Origin of the sequence: Streptomyces sp. C, assembly GCF_000158895.1 — a bacterium.
Lineage (GTDB): Bacteria > Actinomycetota > Actinomycetes > Streptomycetales > Streptomycetaceae > Streptomyces > Streptomyces racemochromogenes.
This window is the reverse complement of the sequence record NZ_GG657750.1, coordinates 7319536-7335766: the sequence shown is the minus strand read 5'-3', so window position 1 is coordinate 7335766 and position 16231 is coordinate 7319536. Positions and strand designations below refer to the sequence as shown.

At 73.1% G+C, this 16231-nt stretch carries 21 protein-coding genes; 12 read left to right on the top strand and 9 right to left on the bottom strand.

From position 1 onward, the window contains the following. The first annotated feature begins 215 nt into the window (after positions 1 to 215). From SSNG_RS32620 to SSNG_RS32610, 3 genes are all read left to right on the top strand, one after another. Positions 216 to 812 carry a helix-turn-helix transcriptional regulator gene (locus tag SSNG_RS32620; protein ID WP_042802546.1) on the top strand — a complete coding sequence of 199 codons (597 nt, stop codon included), beginning with the start codon at positions 216 to 218 and terminating at the stop codon, positions 810 to 812. Positions 813 to 1025: 213 nt separating this feature from the next. Further along, positions 1026 to 1601, top strand: a complete 576-nt coding sequence (locus SSNG_RS32615) for an ImmA/IrrE family metallo-endopeptidase (RefSeq protein WP_165365049.1) — start codon at positions 1026 to 1028, stop codon at positions 1599 to 1601. After that, on the top strand, positions 1594 to 2808 hold the full coding sequence (locus SSNG_RS32610; RefSeq protein WP_007268209.1) for a DUF6545 domain-containing protein: 1215 nt from the start codon (positions 1594 to 1596) through the stop codon (positions 2806 to 2808). The genes SSNG_RS32615 and SSNG_RS32610 overlap by 8 nt, the downstream gene beginning before the upstream one ends. A 33-nt stretch (positions 2809 to 2841) precedes the next feature. On the opposite strand, the gene SSNG_RS32605 is transcribed toward SSNG_RS32610, so the two are convergent. Together SSNG_RS32605 and SSNG_RS32600 are read right to left on the bottom strand one after the other, a co-directional pair. Next, positions 2842 to 4164, bottom strand: coding sequence for a hypothetical protein (locus SSNG_RS32605; RefSeq protein ID WP_042802544.1), 1323 nt, complete (start codon positions 4162 to 4164; stop codon positions 2842 to 2844). A gap of 143 nt (positions 4165 to 4307) precedes the next feature. Next, entirely contained in the window at positions 4308 to 4571 is a 264-nt protein-coding gene (locus SSNG_RS32600; protein ID WP_042802542.1) for a hypothetical protein, read from the bottom strand. A 349-nt stretch (positions 4572 to 4920) separates the two neighbouring features. Here SSNG_RS32600 and SSNG_RS32595 point away from each other — a divergent pair, with 349 nt between their 5' ends. Together SSNG_RS32595 and SSNG_RS32590 are read left to right on the top strand one after the other, a co-directional pair. Then, positions 4921 to 5292 (top strand): peptidase inhibitor family I36 protein, encoded by a 372-nt coding sequence (locus SSNG_RS32595; protein WP_007268206.1) that lies wholly within the window; start codon positions 4921 to 4923, stop codon positions 5290 to 5292. A gap of 134 nt (positions 5293 to 5426) precedes the next feature. After that, positions 5427 to 6128, top strand: coding sequence for a 2-phosphosulfolactate phosphatase (locus tag SSNG_RS32590; RefSeq protein ID WP_042802539.1), 702 nt, complete (start codon positions 5427 to 5429; stop codon positions 6126 to 6128). A 251-nt stretch (positions 6129 to 6379) separates the two neighbouring features. Here the strand turns inward: SSNG_RS32590 and SSNG_RS32585 are convergent, their stop codons facing one another. Both SSNG_RS32585 and SSNG_RS32580 read right to left on the bottom strand, forming a co-directional pair. Continuing rightward, a complete protein-coding gene (locus tag SSNG_RS32585) occupies positions 6380 to 6928 on the bottom strand; it encodes a GNAT family N-acetyltransferase (RefSeq protein ID WP_007268204.1) in 549 nt (182 codons plus the stop codon). Between the two features lie 94 nt (positions 6929 to 7022). After that, positions 7023 to 7847 (bottom strand): helix-turn-helix transcriptional regulator, encoded by an 825-nt coding sequence (locus SSNG_RS32580; RefSeq protein ID WP_007268203.1) that lies wholly within the window; start codon positions 7845 to 7847, stop codon positions 7023 to 7025. Between the two features lie 138 nt (positions 7848 to 7985). Here SSNG_RS32580 and SSNG_RS32575 point away from each other — a divergent pair, with 138 nt between their 5' ends. Then, on the top strand, positions 7986 to 8765 hold the full coding sequence (locus tag SSNG_RS32575; RefSeq protein ID WP_007268202.1) for an NAD(P)H-dependent oxidoreductase: 780 nt from the start codon (positions 7986 to 7988) through the stop codon (positions 8763 to 8765). Positions 8766 to 8880: 115 nt separating this feature from the next. Here the strand turns inward: SSNG_RS32575 and SSNG_RS32570 are convergent, their stop codons facing one another. Then, positions 8881 to 9885 carry a LuxR C-terminal-related transcriptional regulator gene (locus tag SSNG_RS32570; protein WP_007268201.1) on the bottom strand — a complete coding sequence of 335 codons (1005 nt, stop codon included), beginning with the start codon at positions 9883 to 9885 and terminating at the stop codon, positions 8881 to 8883. 168 nt (positions 9886 to 10053) lie between these two features. On the opposite strand from SSNG_RS32570, the gene SSNG_RS32565 reads away from it, so the two are divergent. After that, complete coding sequence (locus SSNG_RS32565; protein WP_007268200.1) at positions 10054 to 10260, top strand: hypothetical protein; 207 nt, start codon at positions 10054 to 10056, stop codon at positions 10258 to 10260. 117 nt (positions 10261 to 10377) lie between these two features. Here the strand turns inward: SSNG_RS32565 and SSNG_RS32560 are convergent, their stop codons facing one another. Beyond that, positions 10378 to 10866, bottom strand: a complete 489-nt coding sequence (locus SSNG_RS32560; protein ID WP_007268199.1) for a GNAT family N-acetyltransferase — start codon at positions 10864 to 10866, stop codon at positions 10378 to 10380. Between the two features lie 93 nt (positions 10867 to 10959). Between SSNG_RS32560 and SSNG_RS32555 the strand changes: the two genes are divergently transcribed. Beyond that, positions 10960 to 11988: an aminoglycoside phosphotransferase family protein gene (locus SSNG_RS32555; protein WP_007268198.1), complete on the top strand. Its 1029-nt coding sequence runs from the start codon at positions 10960 to 10962 to the stop codon at positions 11986 to 11988. A 17-nt stretch (positions 11989 to 12005) separates the two neighbouring features. Here SSNG_RS32555 and SSNG_RS32550 read toward each other — a convergent pair whose 3' ends face one another. Beyond that, positions 12006 to 12266, bottom strand: a complete 261-nt coding sequence (locus SSNG_RS32550) for a hypothetical protein (protein WP_042802536.1) — start codon at positions 12264 to 12266, stop codon at positions 12006 to 12008. 126 nt (positions 12267 to 12392) lie between these two features. Between SSNG_RS32550 and SSNG_RS32545 the strand changes: the two genes are divergently transcribed. From SSNG_RS32545 to SSNG_RS32530, 4 genes are all read left to right on the top strand, one after another. Further along, on the top strand, positions 12393 to 12659 hold the full coding sequence (locus tag SSNG_RS32545; RefSeq protein ID WP_007268197.1) for a DUF6225 family protein: 267 nt from the start codon (positions 12393 to 12395) through the stop codon (positions 12657 to 12659). Positions 12660 to 12792: 133 nt separating this feature from the next. Next, positions 12793 to 13272 carry a DUF2975 domain-containing protein gene (locus SSNG_RS32540; RefSeq protein ID WP_007268195.1) on the top strand — a complete coding sequence of 160 codons (480 nt, stop codon included), beginning with the start codon at positions 12793 to 12795 and terminating at the stop codon, positions 13270 to 13272. Next, on the top strand, positions 13272 to 13511 hold the full coding sequence (locus SSNG_RS32535) for a helix-turn-helix transcriptional regulator (RefSeq protein WP_007268194.1): 240 nt from the start codon (positions 13272 to 13274) through the stop codon (positions 13509 to 13511). Before SSNG_RS32540 ends, SSNG_RS32535 begins: the two co-directional genes overlap by 1 nt. 207 nt (positions 13512 to 13718) lie before the next feature. Further along, complete coding sequence (locus SSNG_RS32530; protein WP_007268193.1) at positions 13719 to 14213, top strand: hypothetical protein; 495 nt, start codon at positions 13719 to 13721, stop codon at positions 14211 to 14213. 27 nt (positions 14214 to 14240) lie between these two features. Here the strand turns inward: SSNG_RS32530 and SSNG_RS32525 are convergent, their stop codons facing one another. Together SSNG_RS32525 and SSNG_RS32520 are read right to left on the bottom strand one after the other, a co-directional pair. Then, a complete protein-coding gene (locus SSNG_RS32525) occupies positions 14241 to 15233 on the bottom strand; it encodes an alpha/beta hydrolase (protein ID WP_042802534.1) in 993 nt (330 codons plus the stop codon). Further along, positions 15230 to 16153 carry a zinc-binding dehydrogenase gene (locus SSNG_RS32520; protein WP_007268191.1) on the bottom strand — a complete coding sequence of 308 codons (924 nt, stop codon included), beginning with the start codon at positions 16151 to 16153 and terminating at the stop codon, positions 15230 to 15232. The genes SSNG_RS32525 and SSNG_RS32520 overlap by 4 nt, the downstream gene beginning before the upstream one ends. Positions 16154 to 16231 lie beyond the last annotated feature (78 nt).

Here is a 16231-nt window from a genome sequence, read left to right as displayed (position 1 = left end):
AACAATAGTTTGCACGTACCGCAACTCGTGGGCGGTTCGGGGATCTTGTCCCAACCTTCGGCACGGGAACGGGCTGCCGGTGAGCCGCCGTCGGCGCGGAGGGCTTTAGGCCCTTCCCTGCCAGGACGAAAGCGGCGATGATCGTGGCACTCGCCGTCCCGGCCGCCCCGCGCGCCTGGTGCCGGCAGCCGATCGAGCCAGCAGGAAAGAGACCGATGAGCGGCACGGGGGACGAACGGGCGTCGCTGATCTCGGCACGTCTCGACTTCCTGTTCGCACACATCTTCCCGAGGGACGGCGGCCCCCAGTCGCAGGACGCCGTCAGCCTCGCCACGGGTGTGCCCGTCGCCCTCCTGCAGCGCCTCCGGGCGGGCGAGCCCGTCACGGAGGGCGTGGACGACGACCCGTTCATCGCCAGGCTCGAACACCTGCTGAAGACCCGCAAGACCGCCGAGGGCAAGCCGCACACGATCACGGACGTGGCGAGGGCCTGCGGCAAGTCGCGGACCTGGCTCTACAACCTGCTCGACGACAAGAGCAAGCCGAGCCTGGAGTCCACCAAGCTGCTCTGCAAGATCTTCGGGGTGGACCCGTCCTTCTTCACGGACGGCCCCCTCGAGGCCCTGGCGCGGCATTTCGGCATCGAGGCGGGAGCGCGGTTCTTCGTACTCCCCGACGACGACGAACTGGTGCGGGAGACGAAGAGCCAGGTGGAACTGGTCGCGCTGCTGAGGGAAGTCGGTGCCCCTGCCGTCCTCAGCCGCTACCTCGGCACCCTGCCCCCGGGCGCGCCGCCCCGCAGCGGGGCCTGACCCCGCCGGCCCCGCGCCCACGGCCGGACCCCGAACCCCGGGCGCCGCGCCGCCGGAAGGCCCGGGCAGCCATTCGGGGCCCGCTCCCTTACGCTGCCGTGGGGTCACAGTGGGCGGTCCGGGGACGCGGAGCGGTCACGAGGGATGCGGCTGACCCGCGGACCGGACGAAGTGCGCGTCCGGCAGCGGGTCTTGTGGGAGGAGAGGCCGGCCGTGGCGGGAATCAGGGCAACCGTCGGGATCGTCGTGGAGACGGTCCGGGAGATCCGTACCCTGCGCAGGTTGCGCAACACCTTCTGCTCCCGGCTGGGGCTGCCCGCGCACCCGACCATCGACGAGGTCGTCTCGGCCGTGTCGGCGCACCGCGGGATGCCGATCCGGATCCTCCACCTGCCGTTGAAGTACCCGCTCACGGGAGGGCTCCTGCAGGGCCCCGGCGAGCTGATCGTCGTGGTCGACAAGGACTCGCCGAGCATCCTGCGGAACTTCGTGATCGCCCACGAACTGGCGCACGCCTTCCTCGGGCACGATCCGGAGACGGCGGGACACGACCTCCAGGACGAGCTGCTCGCCAGCCTGGCGCCCGCGCTCAACCCGAAGGTGGCCCGCATGATGCTGGCCCGTACGTACTTCGACGGGGCCGAACCCGGCCATTCCCACGGCGCGAGTCCGCCCGAGCGGGAGGCGGAGACCCTGGGACGTCTCATCGTCAGCATGATCACCCATACCGGCGGCAACTCGGCGACATCGGCGAGCTCCGCCCTGCGCCACAGGGGGACCGGTGTCTGAAGACACTGCGAACGTCGTCTACCTCGTCGTCGCCGCGATAGCCTCGTGCACCACCCTGGCGAAGTTCGTCGCCTGGCAGCGGGAACGCTCCCCCGCCCTGCGGCTGATCGCCGTGTGCTCCGCCGTCGGGGTGGGCGCGTTCGTGTTCGCCACGCCCGTGGTCTACCGCGGCATCGCCGGGCTCACCGGCGCGCAGAACCTAGCCGAGCTGCTGGTCTTCTTCTGCATCCTCGGCTTCTTCGCGCACACGCACGTCATGTCGCTGGTGTGGCGGCCCCTCGCCGAGCCCTCCTCCGAGCGGAACGTGCTGGTGTTCCCGCTCTGCGCCTACGCCCTCGTCGGCGTGGCCATGGCCGCCGGGTTCCTCGCCGGCGGACTCGACGACGCGCCGCACCCGCTGGACTTCAACATCGCCTACGGCCGGGACCCCGGCGCCCTGGTGATGCTGGCCGCGTTCCAGCTGGGCCTCGGCTACGCGTCGGTCTCCACCGCCCTGCGCTTCCGCCGCAACGCCCTCTACGCCCAGGACGACCCCAGGCTGCGCCGGGCCCTCCAGCACATCGCCGTCGCCACCTGGTTCATCGCCGGATACGTGGCGTGCGTCGGACCGGCCACCCTGGCCGGCGCCTTCGGCGTGCGCGCTCTGGAGCCCCTGCACAGCCTCGGGCCGGTCTCCGGCACCATCGGAGCGATCATCATCAACTGGGGGTTCTCGGGCGCCGCGATCGCCACCTGGCGCACCGACCGCCGGGACTACCTGGCGCTGGCCCCCCTGTGGCAGCTGACGCGCCGCCCGGACCCCCGGATCGCGCTGACCGAGCCCAACCGGGTGACGCAGCTCGGCCTCGTGTACGTGCGGGACTGGCACCTGGTGACGCGCATGGCCGACATCCTCAGCGGGATCCGCAGCCTGTACCCGTACTTCAGCGACACCCCCGCCGACCGGATCCGCCGGGCCGCCCCGGGCGCCGGCTGGTCGCAGGACGAGGAGCACGCCGCCGCGGCCGCCGCGGTCCTGCTGCGCGCGGTGGCGCTCGCGGAGAGCGGGGCCGCCGTCGTGAGCGAAAGGGGCCGCCCGCTGCCGGGCGCCGGCCTGGAGCCGGCCGCCCAGCGCGCCCACCTGGTCCGCATGGCCCGCCACCTCGAACACCCCGAGGTCCTGGCCGCGGCGGGGGTGGACACCGCCGGGCGCCTCGTCCCGGACTAGAGGAGCCGGGCGCCCGCAGGTGGCGGCGCCGCCTCACCGACCCGGCTGTGCTGCCTGTGCCCGGAGCGCCGCCGCGACGCGCCACCAGAACTCCGGGGTCCGCAGGGCGGCCGGCCGCCGCCGCATGTTGACGACGTCGAGGAACCGCTCGTTCACCCACGCGTCCGTCGTGGAGGCCCGGGCCATCCAGTCGGCCATCCTCCGGGCCACCCGGTAGCCCCGCGGATAGGGGCCCGTGACGTGCGGCTGTGCCAGGTCGGAGAGGGTCGAGACCTCCCATGCAGCGTCCACGACGACCCTGACGTGGCGGAAGTAGGCACGGGCCGGCGCATGGAGGTCCGCTCCCCTGCGCAGGTGGGCGGCCAGGCAGGACGCGTGCAGGAAGGCGCTGGTCATCCCCTGCCCGTACACGGGGTTGAAGGAGGCCACGGCGTCGCCCACCACGAACAGGCCGCCCGGCAGGCGGTCCAGTGCCCACCAGTTGCGCCGCAGCGAGTGCGACATGCTGTACGTCTCGACCTCGCCGATCATCGCGCACCGGTCGGCCACGACGCCGAACGGACCGGCTCCCATCTCCCGCATGCGCCGCAGGAACTCCGCGGGGTCACGGGAAGGGCGCCTGTCGGCGTAGGCGACGATGACCGCCATCCACTGGTCGCCCTCCACCGCCGCCATGGCTCCCGTGTCAAGCCGCTCCGCGGCGGCGCCGGGCAGTTGGTGCGCCACGCTCACGCCGGGCAGTTCCCCGCCCCGGCGGAAGCGGGCGGTGGCGTAGCCCAGATCGATCCGCATGCGGTCGGCCGGGGGCTCGGGCCACCCCTCCGCCGCGAGCCAGGACGTCAGCCTGCTCGACCGGCCCGTGGCGTCGACGACCGCGTCGGCGGGCAGGGCGCTCACCTCGGCCGAGCCGGCGGTGCGTACGCGGACACCGGTCACGCGGCCGTTCCGGATGTCCAGGCCGCAGGCCCTGCCCACCCTCACCGAGACCCCGTCGTCCAGGACGGTCCGTCGGCGGACGTGGTCTTCGAGGAGGGTGCGGGTCACCCCGATCAGCTCGTTGCCGGGAACGCTGACCTTGCGGGTCCCGTTCTCGTAGAGCTGGATCCCGTCGCCCGATGCGAGGACCGCTCCGTCCGCCACCAGGTCCTTCGACAGGCCGGGGAACCAGCGTTCGGCCTGCGTCCGGCCCATGTCGAGCAGCGCGTGGAGCTGCCCGCCCTGCGGCACACCGCCCCGTGCGCCCGTCGTGGCGAGTCCGTCCGGCTCGACGACGGTGACCGCCAGGCCCTGGCCGCGCAGGGCTCGTGTCGCTGCGAGCCCCGCGATGCTTCCGCCCAGGACTACTACGTGTTGCACGTGCTCGCTCCCCCTCCTCCACCGGCCGGCCTCCCGTCCGGCGATCCGCGCACAAGAACTCCGGCCCAATCTAAGGCCGTTCCGGTTGACGGCCAACGCGGAGGGGTGGGGTTCGCCGGTGGGCGTCCGGTGGTGGCGGTGCGTCAGTTCCGGGGAGGGCCGGGGAGCCGGCGGAGTTCGAGGAGGGCCATCGCGATCTTCACGCCGGTGGCGATCGTCAGGGCCTGGAGGAACGGCATGCCCGTGAGCCAGAGGGCCACCATCATCACGGTGAGGACCAGGAACGCGGGGAGCAGGTTGGTCCGCGTGATCGCGGCCTTCAGGTGGCCGGCCGGGCTCCGGCTCGGCGCCGCCGTACCGGTGGGACGCGCGGCGAGGCCTTCCTCCTCCTCTTCGGCTTGCGGCATCGCCCGCTCTCCTTCCCTCGTGCTCGTCTTCCGGCACAGCCTCCGGTGCGTCCGGGCCCGCTGCCACTCCTGCCGCCCGCCCCGCCGCCATCCGACGTACAGGTTCACCGCGACGGCGGTCCGGCGCGGAGCGGGGCGCGCGCGTGGGGGCACGGGGGGGTACGGGACCGCGCATTCGGATATTCCGCCATCGGCTGACGTGAAATTGCCTCGCCGGACTCGGGTGTACACCCCATGCTTGATGGGGCCCGGGACGGATCGGTCGTTCTTTCCGGGCCGTCTCCGCGCGTCCCCATCATTTATCCGGGGCACTGCCCCGGTCACGATTGATCAAAGGGGTAATTCTGTCATGCGCCGTGTGAGTTCCTTAGCCGCTGCCGGTCTGTCCATCGCCCTCGCCTTCGCCGCGGCCCCCCTCGCCGCCGCCACCGAGAGCTCGCCTGCGGCGTACACCTGCAACTCCGGGAATTTCTGCATCTACAGCGACTGGAACGGCGGCGGCGAGCGCTGTGAGTTCCCCGAGTCCCAGAAGGCGAACACCGCGGACAACTGCGGCTTCATCCAGCGGGGTTGGAACGTCCGGTCCGTGTGGAACGGAAAGAACAACCGGGTCCAGTACTACACCCAGACCAATTACAACGCGCGCGTGGGATCCACGCCGGGCGGTGCGGGCGGAAATCTGATGGGCAACTACCAGATCCGGTCCTTCAAGAAGCAGTAGGGAATTCCCGTGCCCGCGCCGCGTGCGGTCCACGGAGGCCGCGCGCGGCGCGGGCCGACGCCCGTTCGTCCGTCGACGTGTGAGGCGTGACACTGTTCCGGTGCCGACGGCCGGACGTGGGTGATCATGGCCCGATGGACGCTCGATTCCTCGGTATCCCCGAGCTGACCGAAGCCCCGTCCGCGGCGGTGGTGGTCGATGTCATGCGTGCCTTCACCGTGGCCGCCTGGGCCTTCGCCCGGGGCGCGGAGAAGATCGTTCTCGCCGAGTCGCTGGAGGAGGTGCTGGCGCTCAAGGCCCTCCGCCCGGACTGGGTGGCGCTCAAGGACGGCCCGCCGGCTCCGGGGTTCGACGCCGTCAACTCGCCGGGTCTGCTCCGGTCCGCGGAGCTCGGCGGGCGGACCGTGGTGCAGAAGACCACGGCGGGTACGGTCGGCGCCCTCGCGGTGAAGGACGCGTCGCTGGTGCTGTGCGCCGGCTTCGTGGTGGCGGAGGCGACGGCGCGGCTCCTGCGGGCGCGCGGGTGCGCCGACGTCACGTTCGTGGTGACCGGCGAGGACGGGCGCGCCGACGAGGATCTGGCGTGCGCCCAGTACATCGCCCGGCGGGCCGCGGGGGCCGACACGGACCCGGGGGGCTTCCTGCGCCGCGCCGCCGAGTCGCGTGCCGCCGCCGAACTGACGGAGGGCGTGCGCGAGGGGTCCCACCCCGATGACGTCGCGCTCTGCCTGGAACTCGACAGGTTCCCCTTCGCCATGGTGGCCGCGCTGGAGGACTCGCGCATGGTCCTGCGCCCTTTTGACGTGCCCACATCCGCCGACCCCACCGGGCGGTAGTTGCCCGCGGGGGCCCGGCCGTCGCTGGGGCGCGCCGATCACGACAAGATCGACATCGGCCGTCACCGGCCGAGGGTGTTCATCAGGATGATGGCGACGAGGTTCAGGAGCACGACCGTGATCACGCCGCCGATCATGGCCCAGGCCCTGCGCGATTCGTCCACGTCCGCCACCTCCCGGCTCCGCCGCTCCCAGCCATGGTGGCGCGGTTCCCCGCGGGGCACATCTCGGGCGGGCGGAGCCGGCGCCGCTCAGGCGGGGCGGTTCAGGCCCCACGTCTGCAGGACGAACGGCCGGCCCTTCTCCTCCCCCGTGATCAGCGGTACGTCGAGCAGGGCGAAGCCCGCCTTCTGCGCCACGGCGACGCTGGCGGCGTTCTCGGCCTCCAGCTCCAGGATCACCTGGTCCGCACCCATCTGCTCGAACGCGTACGCGGCCATCACCCGCACCGCCCGTGCCGCCAGCCCCTGGCCGCGGTGTGCCGGGCCGACCGCGTAGCCGATCTCCATGCCCTCGGGCGCGCGGCGCAGCATGATCTCGCCGAGCGGTGCGCCGCCGTCGACGGTGATGGCGAGCAGGATGGTCGTCCCCTCCTCGCGCAGCTGCCGGTCCCGGGCCAGCCGGGTGTGGGCGGCCGCCTCGTCGAAGGGGGACACGATCGGCGTCCAGTAGGCGATGTCGGGGTGGTCGAACAGCTCCGGCATCGCGGCGAGGTCCGCCTCCGTCCAGTCGCGCAGGACGAGCCCCTCCCCCGACAGCCGGATCCGCTCGGGCAAGGACGGCGACGTGGCACTGCTCATGATGTGGGACCTCCCGGGGCCTGTTCAGGACGAGGCAAGATAACCGGGACGCGGCACGGCCGCACAGGAATTTTTCCCGGACGCCCGCCGCTGCTCAGGCGTGGGTGTCGGGGGCGGGCGCGTCCAGGGCCGCGAGCAGGCGGAGGCCGTCTTCGGCCGGGGTGTCCGGGGCCGCCGACAGCACCACGAGTTCCATGCCCGGTTCGTGCGGCAGTGCGAAGTTCTCCTGGTGCAGTTCCAACAGTCCGACGAGCGGGTGCCGGTAGGCCTTCACGCCGTGGGTGCGGGCGCGTACGTCCGCGCGGGCCCAGAGGCGGCGGAAGCGTTCGCAGCCCATCGCGAGTTCGCCGATGAGGGTGGCCAGGCGGGGGTCCTCGGGGTGTTCGCCGGCGGCCAGCCGGAGGTGTCCGACCACGTCGCGGGTGCACTGCTCCCAGTCCGCGTAGAGGCCGGACTCGGCCTCCTCCAGGAAGAGGTGCCGGGCGATGTTCAGGCCCGGCATCGGCCGGCCGAAGAGGAGCCCGGCGAGGCGGTTGCCGGCGAGTACGTCCATCCGGTGGTCCATGACCATCGCGGGTGCGCCGGCGACCAGGCCGAGGACGCGCAGCAGTTCGGGCCGGACCCGGCCGCCCGGCGCCTTGGCGCGGCGCCGGGGCTGCCGGGCGAGCCGGTGGAGGTGGCCGCGTTCGGTCTCGTCGAGGCCGAGGACGCGGGCGAGCGCGTCGAGCACCTGCTCGGAGGGCTGGGTCGCGCGGCCCTGCTCCAGGCGGACGTAGTAGTCGACGCTGACCCCGGACAGGTGCGCCACCTCTTCGCGGCGCAGCCCTTCGACCCGGCGGCGGCCGTCGGCGGGTATGCCGACGGCGGCCGGGGCGACGCGGGCGCGCCGGGTCCGCAGGAACCCCGCGAGATCATCCATGCCCTCCAGTATGGCGCGAGTCGTGCGCGCGAGGGTGGTACTGCCGTTCCCAGGATGGCCGGTCCGATGGAAGGGCCGTCCCTGAACGGCGGCCGCGGCGGCGCCCAGGATGGGGTCATCCGATCCGAAGGAGTTCCCGTGAAGACGCTGATCGTCCACGCCCATCCCGAACCGAAGTCGCTCAACGGCTCGTTGAAGGACCTCGCGGTGTCCACGCTGGAGGGTGCCGGGCACGAGGTGCGGGTGAGTGATCTGTACGCGATGGGGTGGAAGGCGGTCGTGGACGCCTCCGACTACGGCCCCGACGCCTCCAGTCCGCTGAAGGTGGCGCTGGACTCGGGCCGTGCCTTCGAGGCCGGGACGCTCACCCCGGACGTCCTCGCCGAGCAGGAGAAGCTGCTGTGGGCGGACACGGTCATCTTCCAGTTCCCGCTGTGGTGGTACTCGATGCCCGCGATCCTCAAGGGCTGGGTGGACCGGGTGTTCACGTACCGCTTCGCGTACGGGGTCGGCGAGCACAGCGACACCAAGTACGGCGAGCGCTTCGGCGAGGGCACCCTGGCGGGACGCAGGGCACTGCTGTCGGTGACCACCGGGGGCCCGGAGCCGCACTACGCGGCCCGGGGCATCAACGGCCCGATCGAGGACCTGTTGTTCCCGATCCACCACGGCATCCTCTACTACCCGGGCATCGAGGTCCTGCCGCCGTTCGTGCTGTACGGCACCGACCGGATGGGCGACGAGGAGTACGCGGAGGCCGCCAGGGCCTGGGAGCAGCGGCTGCTGACGCTGGAGACGACCGAGCCGATCGCGTTCCGGCGGCAGAACTTCGGCGACTACGAGATCCCCTCGCTGCACCTGAAGGAGGGTCTGGAGCCCGCGGGCCGCTCGGGTTTCGGGCTGCACGTGCGCGGCTGACGGGCGGGGCGCCGCGCCTCCCCCGTACCGGCCGTTCCGAGGGTTTTGGCTTGAACTCGCCGTTTCCGGGGTTCCGGGGCGGTCCGCCGCCCGAGCCCGGGGCTCTGCGGGCCCCTTACGGGAGCAGTCGCTCCGGGGACGTCGCCCACCAGAACGTCAGCTGGGGCACCGTCTCCAGGCCCAGTGCCTCGCGCAGTTTGGAGACCTGGGCCGTCACGGTGCGCTCGCTGAGGCCGAGGTTCTCCCCGATCTGCCGGTGGCTCTTGCCGGCCACGATGCCGCGTACGATCGTCCGCTGGATCTTCGTGGTCTTGGTGTCGCCGTCGCCGTTCGCCGCGCCCGCGTCCGTCTCGCCCGGCAGCCACGGGTCGGCCCGCTCCCACTGCTGCCAGAAGTGCGCGGCGAGCACGGCGCACACCCCGCGGTCCTGGGTGTACCAGGCGGCCGCCGACTGGACGGTGCCGTCGTCGCCGTAGACCTCGAAGAACGCGTGCTTGCGGTCCACGATGATTAACCGGAGGAAGTCTTCGCCGAGGGTGCGGACCTGGGCGCCGGCCCGCGTCATGGTGGCGACCCAGTCCCGCTGCGTGGGGTTGCTCCGCCCGTGGGTCCGGTAGATCGTCCGTACGGTCACACCGCGCTGGGCGGCCTGCAGGTCACGCGGCAGCGCGCCCTTGAGGACCTGGGGTTTGCGGTGTCCGGGCTGTGCGGTGAGGATCTCGGACTCGGCGGACTGGATGGTGCGTATCGTCTCGGTGTTGACCTCCGGGACGGTGCGGAGCAGGAGCGTCCCGACCGGGCTGGGGCTGTAGTGGTAGCGCTGCTGCTCGGCTTCGAGCTCGCGCACGTGGGCGGGGACGGCGGCCAGGGCGGCGGTGACGCCGGTGAGTGCCTTGAGGATGGCGTCGGTGAGCTGGGTCTCCAGGTAACGGGACGGGGCGGGGACGTACGTACCGGGTTCGTGGGTGTTGGGGAAGAGGATGTCCCGGGCGAGGAGCGAGGCGAGTCCCTGCGCGTCGTCGGGCAGTACCTCGCCCCGCAGGGCCGCGCGGTAGGTGCGCAGTTCCACCGCGGTCAACCGGGAGGTGTCGGGGGCGGCGGCGATTTCCCGTTCCGTCATCAGATCTGTCTTCCTCTTCCTGAACTGCGGGTGGACGCAGTATCGCGAAGGTTGATCGCGCCCTTCCCCCGGTAGAGGCTTGATCCCGTGCCACAGGGCCCGTGGCGCGCAGAAGGCCCCGCTGCCCGCATCGTCCGCGGGGGTCGGGCCGGCCAAGGGAGGAACACCTTGATATCGATCAACATCCGGTCAACCATCACCGCCGTGCTGCTCGCGATCCTCGCGGTCACCGGACTCAGTGGTGTCGCGGCGGCCAGTGGGCCGGCCGGCACCAATTGGGGAAGCGCAGCCATGGGAGAGGTGGAGCAGCAGGCCGACGCCCCTGTCGTGTCAGCGGGTTCACTGATCCAGCCGCCGGACTCCGACTGGGGATGATCCTCCCGCGCTGCGGCGCACAGCACACGGCGTAGCGGTGACCCCGCCCTGCCGGGTGCGACGCCGTGTCCGGGGTCGGTCCGCCACGAGGAGATCGTGCGCCCTCGTGGCGGACCGTCACGGTGCGGCCGGGGCCGTCGTGGCCGGCGGGGCCTCGCGGGGGACGGTGAACCGCAACTCCGGGCGCTCCCAGAGGACCTTCGGCGGGATCGGGGCGACCGTTCCCACCCGCTCCGCACCCATGCGCCGGTAGAACCGCTCCGCGGGCGGATGGGACACCACGCGGACGCCGCACAGCCCGGCTTCGGCGGCCTGGCCGATCATGTGCCCGATCAGGAGCCGGCCGACCCCCAGCCCTTGCGCCTCGTCGGCGACGAAGGCGAGGTCCAGCTCGGGCGGGTCCAGGACGAGGGAGTAGAAGCCGACCGTCCGGCCGGTGGTGTCGACGGCCGTGAACACCCGGTGCCGGGCCACGTATTCGGGGGTGAGGCGGTAGCCGGAGATGATCGAGGCGTACCGCCCCCGGTAGGCGCCGGACTGGTGGATCAGTGAGGTGAGGCGCTCCGCGTCCTGCGCGACGGCACGCCTGATCGTTATGGACTGCATCCGCCGGAGTATAGGGGTGCCGGGGCTGGGTGACCATTACTGCGTGACCCGTACTGTTGTGGGTCGTCGGGGTCGACCGGGGGGGATGGGCGCATGGGGCAGCGGCTGCCGTTCGGGGGCGGGTTGCGGGCCGAGCTGGGGACACCCGGGCGCGCCCGCAGGCTGGGCAGCAGTCCCCGGTCGCGGGTGTGGCGGGTCGCGCTGCCGGACGCGACCGTGGTGGTGAAGCAGGTCGTCGACGGTCCCGACGCCGACGAGCGCTACGCCCGCGAGGTGACGGCGCTGCGGCTCGCCGGCCGGGGGGAGACTCCCGTGGTCCCGGCCCTGCTGGCCGCCGATCCCGGTGAACGGGTGCTGGTGCTGGAGCATCTGGAGCACCGGCCGCCTGGCGGGGACTGGATCGTCGGCTACGCGGGCGCGCTGGCGCGGCTGCACGCGGCGGCGGGCCCGGGGGACGCCGGGGCCCTTCCCCGGTGGCGGGGCCCGGACCGGGCGGACGCGGACGCGTTCCTGCGGCTGGCCGGGGCCCTGGACGTTCCCGTCGCGCCCCGCGTGACCGGTGAGCTGTACGAGCTCGTGGAGCGGCTCGGCCGGGCGGAGGGGCACGCCCTGCTCCACGGGGACCCGTGCCCCGGCAACGACCTCCACACCGCCGCGGGGGTCAGGTTCATCGACTTCGAACAGGCTTCACTGGGCAACGGCCTGACGGAGCTGGCCTACCTGCGCATCGGCTTCCCGACCTGTTGGTGCGTCACTTCGGCCGCGGAGCCGCTGCTGCGCCGGGCCGAGGACGCGTACCGGGACGCCTGGCGCGCGGCGACCGGTTCCGAAACCCGGGGCGACCTCACCGACGCGTGCGCCGGCTGGCTGCTCCGCGGCGACGCGCTCGTCGAGCGGGCCCGCCGCGAAGGCCCCGACCACCTGGCCAGGATTCCGCGCCGGGACTGGACGTGGGGCACCGCGACGGCCCGGCAGCGGCTCGTCCACCGGCTCGGGACCGTCGCGGGGATGTCCGCCGGCCACGACTCGCTCGGCGGCCTGGGCGGTCTCAGCGCGGCCATGCGCCGGAGCATGCTCGCCCGCTGGCCGGCTCTCGGGCCGGTGCCCGCGAAGCGCCCGTAGCAGGCCCGGCCATCCGCCTACCCGAGCCAGACGACGTCCAGGACCGACAGGCGGCGCAGCGGCCGGTTGACCCAGTAGACGACGGAGAGCGCGCCCGGGGACGCGATCCGGACGTCCTCGCCCTCGGGGTCGCCGGCGTCCCACTGCGGAAAGCCCCACGGCCCGGCGGACGCCCGGACCAGGACGTCCCAGGCCGCGGTCTCGGCGTGCTCGGGCAACCCCGCGAGCACCTGGGCGGCATGCGGGGACAGGCGGATCGCGTACGGCTGCCCGGCCATCTGTCTCTGCTCCCCGCCCCTCCGGCTCGTCCCGCGCGGCACCTGCGTCCGCATTCTGCCGCACACCGTCGGGCCGTCCGGCGTGGCATGTTCCACCGCGGGAGGGGCCGTCACTACCCTCGGCGCATGGCAGACACGTTCGATCACGCTCCCGCGGTCTGGACCGCGAGGCAGCTGCGCTCCGCCCTGGCCGATGTTCCCGACGACGCTCCGATCAGCATCGGCGTCGCCGGTACCCCCGGCGACTTCGACGAGTACGACGAGTTCGTGCTCGTGGGCGCCGAACCCGTGGAGGTCGAACCCGGCGACGGCGAGGATCCCGGCACGCCCCAGGTCGAGTTCACCCTCTTCGCCGACGCCAAGGCAGGGCTGTACTACCTAGACATGGAGTGACGCCGGCCGGGATCCGTCCGGTCCCGGCCCGCCACCGGTCTCCCACCAGTCTCCCACCGGCCTCCCTTCACCAGCTTGCCTCACCTATTGAAAATCGATAGATTCGCATCGTGATTCGATAGAAGGAGGGGCCATGGGACGACTGACGGTGCAAGCCCTGCGCGCCGTACTCGTGGTGATGCTCGCCGGCACGGTGTTCGTGCAGGCGTTGATGGTGTGGGCGCTGGCCGCGGACCCGGAGGAGGGGACGCTGCCGCTGACCCCGCTCCGCCTGATGGTGATCCTGGGAGCCGTGACGGTCCAGGTCGTGCTCGTCTGCGTCTGGCGGCTGGTGGCGATGGTGAGGCGCGGCACGGTGTTCTCCCATGCCGCCTTCCGGTACGTGGACGCCGTGATCGGTGCGTTCGTGGCGGCCGACCTGCTGGTGTTCGCGATCTTCCTGGTGGCGCGCGCGCAGATGGAGCCGCCCGGGTTCCTGTTCCTCGGCGGGGTCGGCATCGGGCTCGTCGGGGTCGCGCTCATCGTGCTGGTGCTGCGGATGCTGCTCGCCCAGGCCGTGGCGCGCGACGTCCAGGCGACGCACATGCAGGCGGAGCTGGACGAGGTGATCTGATGGCGATCGTCGTCGACATCGACGTGATGCTGGCCAGGCGGAAGATGTCCGTGGGCGAGCTCGCCGAACGCGTCGGGATCACCCCCGCCAACCTCGCCGTGCTCAAGAACGGCCGCGCCAAGGCGGTGCGCTTCTCGACCCTGGCAGCGCTCTGCGAGGTGCTCGAGTGCCAGCCGGGCGACCTGCTGCGTTGGGAAGCCGAGGACGCGGTGGAGGAGTCTGCTGCATCCTGGGCCTGACCGCCCTACGCCGCAGGCGGATTCAGGCGGCCTTGAGTGGCTCCGTCGTGAGGCCGCGACGGTGCCTCGACACGAACGCGAAGCGCGGCGACCACACGGGCAGGCACGGGCGGCTGTGAGCGCGGCCGGGGCGCCCCCGGCGCTGCGGCTCCCGGCCTCGACCCGCTCTCGACCCGGGTCCGAGGGGCCTCGTGCCAAGATCACCGGATGGGAACGACCACACCTCCGCCGCGGCCGGGAACGGAGCAGGGCTCCGAGGACCGGCTCGCCGGCTACCCCGCCGCCTACGTGACCGGCGTCGCCTACGAGGCGCTCATCGCGTACACCCGCGCCCGGCAGGCCGAGAAGGGCTACACCCAGCCCCAGTTCTGGCTGCTGCGGAACCTGTCGGTGAACGACATCTCGCCCGACGGCGAGGGGATGACCCTGACCGATCTGAGGGCGGCCATGGCCTCCTACATCCGGGCCGAGGACGACCTGGCGGCGGAGGCCGCGGTGCTCGTCGAGCGCGGGTGGCTGCGCCGCGACGACGAGGACCGGCTGTGGCTCACCGCGGACGGTGAGCGGGCCCGCGTCGACTTCTCGCGCAACGGTCCCGCGATCCGCGCCGCCCTCCACGAGGGCATCGACGAAGCGGACTACGCCACCACCGTGAGGGTGCTCCAGCAGCTGATCCGCAACGCCGGCGGGACGCCCGTCTGACGGACCCCGCCCGGCCTGCCGGACGGGTCAGGCCCCCGGGGCGGCCAGGGTGCGTGCGAAGTGGTCGGCGAGGCGGGGCAGCCAGTCGGGGCGGACGTTGCCGAGGAGGTGGTCGCCGTGCGGCACGCTCAGGTGGGTGCCGTGCGGGGCCAGCCGGGCCAGGGGCCCGCCGTTCGTGACGCCGGGAATGACGTCCGCCTCGCCGTCGACGACCAGCAGCGGGGCCGTGATCCGGCGTGCCAGGGCGGACAGGTTCACCTGCCGTGCGAAGGCGCGGGCGGCGTCGGCGCTCCCGGTGCGGCGGGCCATGATGTCCCGTACCGGCGCGGGCAGTTCCTCCCAGTCGAGGCGGAAGGGCCCGCTGACGGTGGCGACCGCCGCCACCCGGGGCTCCAGGGCCGCGGCGCGGGCGGCGAACCAGCCGCCCAGGCTGAGGCCGACGAGGCCGACGCGCTGGGCTCCGAGCGCGTCGAGGACCCGGCTGACGACCTGTTCGTACTCCGGCCGGAGGGTCGTCGTCTCCGCGAGGACGCCCTGGCCGGGGCCGTCCATCGCGAACACGGCCAGCCCCCGGGCCAGCAGCGCGGCCGCCAGGTCGAGGAACTCCTCCTTGGCGGAGTCCAGTCCGGGGACGACGACCACGGTGGCGGGCGCGTCGTCCGGCCCGCGCAGCCAGCCCGTGAAGCCGTCGCCGCTGACGCGCCGCGCGCCGGGCTCCAGCAGGGCCAGCCCGCGGCCCAGCGCCCCGTCCGCGTCGGCGGCGGCACGGCCGGCCCCCGCGTGGGGGGCGAGCGTGGCGAGGTGGAACCAACGGGCCGCCGTCAGCAGGTGTTCGCCGGCGGAGAGGGACGAGGCCGCCCGGTCGGCGCGCGCGAGATGGGTGTGCGCGGTGCGGACGAGGGCCGGGCCCCAGTCGTCGAGGGACGTCAGGGCGTCGGTGACGCGGCGGTACTCGTGGGGGTCGACTCCCGCGCCGGTGGCGCGGGTCCACTGGGCGGCGGCGAACTCGTGGGCGTTCATCGGGCGGTACCTCCGGTCAGCAGGACGGCTTTGCCGCGGATGCGGCGTTCTCGCAGGTCGACCAGCGTCTCGGCGGTGCGCGTCCAGTCGGCGGTCCGGCCGGTCTCGGGGTGCAGCCGGCCTTGCTCCACCAGGCGCACCAGTGCCGCGAGGTCGGGGCGGTAGGGGGCGCCCGCGTAGTGGAAGTGCCGGATCGTGACGCGCTCGGGTCCGTTCAGCAGGTCGAAGAAGTCGAGGGTGGCCGGGGTGCGGCTGGCCTGGCCGAACCAGACGAGGGTGCCGCCGGGGCGGACCCCGGCCAGTGCGGCCGGCAGGGCTGCGCCGCCCGTGGACTCCAGTACGACGTCGAACGGGCCTTCGGCGTCGGCGACTTCGTGGACCACCCGTGCGCCCAGGGCGGTGAGCCGCGCGCCGCGCTGCGGCGTGGCCGTCACGGCGGTCAGCTCCGCTCCGGCCCCCACGGCCAGCTCGGTGACGTAGTGGCCGACGCCGCCCGAGGCGCCGGTCAGCAGGACCCGCCGCCCGGCCAGGGAACCGGCCGTGCGCAGCAGGCGCAGGGCGGTGATCCCGGCGAGCGGCAGGGCCGCCGCCCGTACGCTGTCGACGGTGTCGGGGAGGACCGCGAGCGAGTGGGTGGGCACGGCCGCGTACTCGGCCCAGCCGCCCTGGGCGGGATGTCCGACCACGCGGGTGCCGGTGCCGGGGCCGGAGCCGTCCGCCGCGGCCTGGACGACGAGGCCCGCGATGTCCTTGCCGGGCAGCCAGCCGGGCCGGGGCCGTTCGAGGAGGAAGGTCTCGCCGCGGTTCGGTGCGAACGCGTCGACCTTGACCAGAGCCTCGTCCGGCTCCGGGACGGGCTGGGGGGACTCGGCGAAGGCGACCGGTCGCGCCGGGTCCCCGGTGGGAATCAGTCTCTGCATGCCGGGGATGCAACACCGGTGGCCGCCCCCTGATCCAACAACCGGAGCGCGAGGCCGACAACCAACGGTTGTCGCCTA

What these genes read in the sequence shown, in the direction of transcription:
- SSNG_RS32530 (WP_007268193.1), top strand. Translation starts at nt 13,719, where the DNA reads ATGGGAACGACCACACCTCCGCCGCGGCCGGGAACGGAGCAGGGCTCC.
- SSNG_RS32540 (WP_007268195.1), top strand. Translation starts at nt 12,793, where the DNA reads ATGGGACGACTGACGGTGCAAGCCCTGCGCGCCGTACTCGTGGTGATG.
- SSNG_RS32585 (WP_007268204.1), bottom strand. Translation starts at nt 6,928, where the DNA reads ATGAGCAGTGCCACGTCGCCGTCCTTGCCCGAGCGGATCCGGCTGTCG.
- SSNG_RS32580 (WP_007268203.1), bottom strand. Translation starts at nt 7,847, where the DNA reads ATGGATGATCTCGCGGGGTTCCTGCGGACCCGGCGCGCCCGCGTCGCC.
- SSNG_RS32590 (WP_042802539.1), top strand. Translation starts at nt 5,427, where the DNA reads ATGGACGCTCGATTCCTCGGTATCCCCGAGCTGACCGAAGCCCCGTCC.
- SSNG_RS32595 (WP_007268206.1), top strand. Translation starts at nt 4,921, where the DNA reads ATGCGCCGTGTGAGTTCCTTAGCCGCTGCCGGTCTGTCCATCGCCCTC.
- SSNG_RS32520 (WP_007268191.1), bottom strand. Translation starts at nt 16,153, where the DNA reads ATGCAGAGACTGATTCCCACCGGGGACCCGGCGCGACCGGTCGCCTTC.
- SSNG_RS32535 (WP_007268194.1), top strand. Translation starts at nt 13,272, where the DNA reads ATGGCGATCGTCGTCGACATCGACGTGATGCTGGCCAGGCGGAAGATG.
- SSNG_RS32560 (WP_007268199.1), bottom strand. Translation starts at nt 10,866, where the DNA reads ATGCAGTCCATAACGATCAGGCGTGCCGTCGCGCAGGACGCGGAGCGC.
- SSNG_RS32545 (WP_007268197.1), top strand. Translation starts at nt 12,393, where the DNA reads ATGGCAGACACGTTCGATCACGCTCCCGCGGTCTGGACCGCGAGGCAG.
- SSNG_RS32620 (WP_042802546.1), top strand. Translation starts at nt 216, where the DNA reads ATGAGCGGCACGGGGGACGAACGGGCGTCGCTGATCTCGGCACGTCTC.
- SSNG_RS32570 (WP_007268201.1), bottom strand. Translation starts at nt 9,885, where the DNA reads ATGACGGAACGGGAAATCGCCGCCGCCCCCGACACCTCCCGGTTGACC.
- SSNG_RS32555 (WP_007268198.1), top strand. Translation starts at nt 10,960, where the DNA reads ATGGGGCAGCGGCTGCCGTTCGGGGGCGGGTTGCGGGCCGAGCTGGGG.
- SSNG_RS32550 (WP_042802536.1), bottom strand. Translation starts at nt 12,266, where the DNA reads ATGGCCGGGCAGCCGTACGCGATCCGCCTGTCCCCGCATGCCGCCCAG.
- SSNG_RS32600 (WP_042802542.1), bottom strand. Translation starts at nt 4,571, where the DNA reads ATGCCGCAAGCCGAAGAGGAGGAGGAAGGCCTCGCCGCGCGTCCCACC.
- SSNG_RS32525 (WP_042802534.1), bottom strand. Translation starts at nt 15,233, where the DNA reads ATGAACGCCCACGAGTTCGCCGCCGCCCAGTGGACCCGCGCCACCGGC.